Annotated in this window: 2 protein-coding genes; both read left to right on the top strand. The window is 66.6% G+C overall.

The genetic code is table 11. The features are described from left to right. Nucleotides 1-307 (top strand): hypothetical protein (locus ACT6Y9_RS08860; protein ID WP_443744270.1); only part of this gene is annotated, 307 nt, incomplete at its 5' end. A gap of 211 nt (nucleotides 308-518) precedes the next feature. Then, complete coding sequence (locus tag ACT6Y9_RS08855; RefSeq protein ID WP_443744269.1) at nucleotides 519-4,553, top strand: DEAD/DEAH box helicase; 4,035 nt, start codon at nucleotides 519-521, stop codon at nucleotides 4,551-4,553. Nucleotides 4,554-4,616: the final 63 nt, after the last annotated feature.

Here is a 4,616-nt window from a genome sequence, read left to right as displayed (position 1 = left end):
GGAGGGCCGCAGCGAGTGCTGCGGATTCCAATACGGCGGCGAAGTGGACGACTCCGACTCCGGCTGGATCTTCGTTGATCCCGAGGTTCCCTTCACGGAGTACCTGAGGCTTGCGCTCGCCGACGTGGTCAACGTCATTCCCGAGGCCGCGCCCTGCGTCACGGGTGACGGCGGCACCGTCTACCGCCGGCGCGCGGACGGGGCGGGCTTCGAGGACGTCACGGAATACGCCGTTGGTGAATTGGAGAAGCTCCGCCGGGAGGCGATTCAAGGCGTTCTTCCGGGAACCGGGAGCGCGCAGGCGTAGAAGCCGGCGTTTGACATTTCGCCCGGAGGCGGGCAGTCTTGATCGGCTGCCCGTCTCCGGGCGGTTTTTTTCTGTAAATCCTGCACCCATGCCCCGCCCCTCCCGCCGCTCATCCACCCGCGCCTCGTCCGCTTCCGAAGTCTCACGCAAGCTGCTTTTCGCCCTTGCGTTCCTGCCCTCCGCTTGTTGGAGCTACACCATCGGAAATGTGGTGAAACGACTCTTTCCCGAAGTGAACCAGAACGTCTACGGAAAGCTCGACCCGCTCCGTTCCGCCGGGTTTGCCGACTCCACCTGGTTCCAGGGAAGGCTACAGGACGCCTGGTCGATCACGCCCGCAGGGTTCGTCAAGGCGGCTGCCGACGCTGAGCCCGGCTGGGCGGCGCAAGCCCCCGCGAGGTTGAACGATTCGGAGGATGATGATTGTGACGAGGCTTCCCGCCTCGCACAGAGGTTCTTCATCTCCTTCTGCGCCTTCCTCCACGGTGCGCCGGTTCCGCCGGTGGTGCCCGAAGGCGTTTCGAGCGCGGCGGTGAAGGCGTTCTTCACTGCCGAACGGGCGCGCTTCCTGCTCCTCGCGCTCGATCTGTCCGCGCTCCGGCCGTCCGGGGAGACCCCCCGCGACTGGACGGCGCTTTTCGAAGCGCTCCCCGAGGTCTTCGTGAAGGCCATCGTGCCCGCGCTCGAAGAGATCGCGCTGACGGCTCCCTCCTGGAATCTTTACACCGGCGCGACGGAGGGCGTCGACGGCCCGGAGGTTCTCGGGCGGCTGCGCGGCCCGCTTCTTGAAGGCGTCAAGGAACGGAGCCTTCACGCGGCCCTCCACGACTGGTTCGTCTACCAGTGCGACTTCCTGCGGAAGGGCGACCCCAAGGCGTGTCTCGCCGCGCTCAAGGGCGGCACGGCCGAAGCGGAGATCATTGCGGCCGTCTGCGCCATGACGGAGGATCGACCCTCGAAGGAGGCCGCCGCGCACATGGTGCAGGCGTTGAAGCTCAAGGGCTCCAAGCGCCTCTTCGCCAATCCGCCTTCGAACTGGTTCTACGCGGCCGCGCTCTGCCGCGACCACGAGGCGCTCGAGAGCCGCAAGCGCCTTGCGGGGCTCCTTGAGTTGAAGCAGATTGCGGAGGACGCGCGGCTCTGGTATCTGCGCCTGCCGGCTGCGGCTGGGGCGGACGGGGACTTGAAGCGCGCACTGAAGTACCAAGACGATCTCTTCATGAGGGGCGGGTGGATCGCGCGCTCCTTCTGGCTCGTTACGGCGAACTACTTCCAACCCGTAGAGAACCGCCGCGCTCAGCGGCTCGACGAGCAGTTCCTGCACCTCTGGCCCGTCTTCGAATTGGCGTGGTCTGCGCCCCTTGACGACCCCGAACGGACGGCGGCGCTCGAGGAGCGCTTCCGCATGAAGCCCTTGATGCCGTTCTTCACGGCCAAGCCCGAATGGGAGCGGGTGCTCGATCGGCTCGCGGCCGAGGCGGCGCTCCGTGCGGGGAGGCTCCCGAAGAAGACGGCCGAAGACGAACCCGCCGTGCGGATCGCCTACTACGTGGATCCGAAAAGCTACGAAATCACGATGAAGGTCCAGAAGATGCGGGCGGGCGGCTGGACCAAGGGCACGGACCTCACGAAGGCGGCCTTCCAGAAAGGCGTCGCGGGCATGAGCGATGCCGACACGCTCGTGCAGCAGACGCTCGTGCATCCGAGAGGGAGCACGTCGCGCTGGGTCTTTGCGCCCGTGAAGGCGCTCCTCGCGCTCGTGGGAAATCCGAACGTCTACAACGCCGTCAAGCCGGACGTACGCCTCGAGGTGGTGAAGACCCCGCTGCAGCTGACGGTCGTGAAGAAAAAGGGAGCCTTCCGCGTCTCCACGAACCTTGTGAGCGGCTTCAGCCTCAATTGGAGTGCGTATTCCGTGCGCACATTGGGCGACCACCGCATCGAAGTGATCGAACCCGACGAGGCCGACCGCAAGATGCTCCGCGGCCTCGAGGAGGTGAACTACGCCTTCCCCGCAGAGGCCGAAGAGAAGCTTTCGACCTATCTCGGCACGCTGTCGCGCTTCACGCCCGTGATGTCGGACATTCTCAAAAACGCGGAGGGAACGGACGAAAAGCGTGCGGGCGACGCGAAGATCACGCTGCGCATCACGGCGTCTGGCGAAGGCGAATACGTCGCGAAGGCGGTCGTGCGGCCGATTCCGGAGGCTGAGGTCGTCTTCCGGCCGGGACAGGGCCTCGACTTCGTCGCCGCGGCGGTCAAGGGGCGCACCGTGCAGGTCTCCCGAGACCGCAAGGCGGAGTCGGCGAATTTCGAAGCCCTCACGGCGGCTCTTGAGCCCATCTCCGGCTACCGCGAGGACGAATACACCTGGCGCCTCGGCATGGCGGACTGTTTGGAGCTCCTCGAGGCTGCGCGCGTTCTCTCGAAGACCGTCGTGGTTGAGTGGCCCGAGGGCGCCGAGTTCGTCGTCCGGCAGCCGAAGCTCTCGGCCGATTCGCTGCAGCTCTCCGTCAAGACCATCGGTGACTGGCTGCAGATTAAAGGCGAATTGAAGTTCGGTCCGAAGACACAGATGAGCTTCGCGGAGCTCCTCGGGGCGGTGCACGGGGCGAAGACGGGCTTCATCCGCTTGGAAGGAGCCGAATACGTCGCCGTGACCGAGAGTCTGCGCCGGCAGCTCGCGCTCTTCGACGGGTTCGCGCGCGGGGAGAAGTCGGGCGCGGTCGGGATCTCCGCCTTCAACGCCCCGATGCTTGAGGACCTGGAGGCCGCGGGCGTGAAGCTCGAGGCCGACGCGGCGTATGAAAAGCTCGTCGCCCGCATCCATGCGGCGCGCAACGCGACGCCCGCCGTTCCCGCGGGGCTGCGCGCGGACCTGCGCGCCTACCAGATCGAGGGCTTCGAGTGGCTCTCGCGCCTCTCGAGCTGGGGCGCGGGTGCGCTTTTGGCCGACGACATGGGCCTCGGGAAAACGCTCCAGACGATCGCGCTTCTCATCGCGCGCACCGACGAGGGACCCGCGCTCGTCGTGACGCCCACCTCCGTCCTCTACAACTGGGTGGATGAATTGAGGCGCTTCGCTCCGGTCTTGAGGCCCGTCGTCGTGAACCAGGTCACGGACCGCGCCGCCGCCGTTCAGACGGCGGCCGGTGGCGACGTGCTCCTCGTCTCCTACGGCGTCATGGCGGGTGATTCCGAGCTGCTCAAGGCCCGCGCCTGGGGGACGATCGTGTTGGATGAAGCCCATGCGATCAAGAACCACGAGACGAAGACCGCCCGGGCCGCGATGGAATTGAGGGGCTCCGCGCGCGTGCTCCTCACCGGCACGCCGCTTCAAAACCATCTCTCCGAGCTCTGGACGCTCTTCGAGTTTGCGAACCCGGGGCTGCTCGGTTCGCGGCGGCAATTCGCCGAACGCTTCGTGATTCCGGTCGAAAAGAACCGCGACCGCGACCGTCAGCGGGTCCTGCAGCGCCTCATCTCTCCCTTCATCCTCCGCCGCACGAAGGCGGAGGTTCTGGACGAACTCCCCGAGAAGACCGAAATCACGCTCCGCGTGGAGCTCTCGGCCGACGAGCGCGCCGTCTATGAACGCATCCGCGGGGAGGCGGCGAAGCGCATCGGCGAGGGCGAAATGAATCCGGTCGAGGCGCTCGCGCAGTTGACGAAGCTTCGTCAGGCCGCCTGCAGCCTCGAACTTCTCGGCGAGGCGCAGTACGCCGGCGCGGCCTCGTCGAAGACCGCGGCCTTCCTCGATCTGGTGGGCGATCTCGCCGAAGGCCGGCACCGGGCGCTGGTGTTCAGTCAGTTCACGTCTCACCTGGCGTTGATCCGCCGGGCGCTCGATGAGCGCGGGATCCCGTATCTGTACCTTGACGGCGCGACTCCCGCGGGCGAGCGCGTCAAGCGCGTCGCGCAGTTCCAGCGCGGCGACATGCCGCTCTTTCTCATCAGCCTCAAGGCGGGCGGAACGGGCCTCAACCTCACGGCCGCAGACTACGTGATCCACCTCGACCCCTGGTGGAATCCTGCGGTGGAGGACCAGGCATCTGACCGTGCGTACCGCATCGGGCAGGAAAACCCGGTGACGATCTACCGGCTCGTCGCCGCGAACTCGATCGAGGAGCAGATCCTCGAGCTCCACGCGACGAAGAAGTCCTTGGCGGACGCGCTCCTCGAAGGTTCGGACGTCTCGGCGCGCCTCAGCCGCGAAGAGATCCTTGCGCTCCTTGCGGAGAGTTGATCCGAAAGCCGCCCGCTCCGGTCGCGTGCCGGGGGGTGGATGCGCAGCGGGCCGGCCGCCGGA

Origin of the sequence: Sutterella sp. (genome assembly GCF_052272535.1) — a bacterium.
In the GTDB taxonomy this organism is placed as follows: Bacteria; Pseudomonadota; Gammaproteobacteria; order Burkholderiales; family Burkholderiaceae_F; genus Sutterella.
Note: the sequence above shows the minus strand (reverse complement) of the source record. Positions and strands in the feature narration are given on the sequence as shown.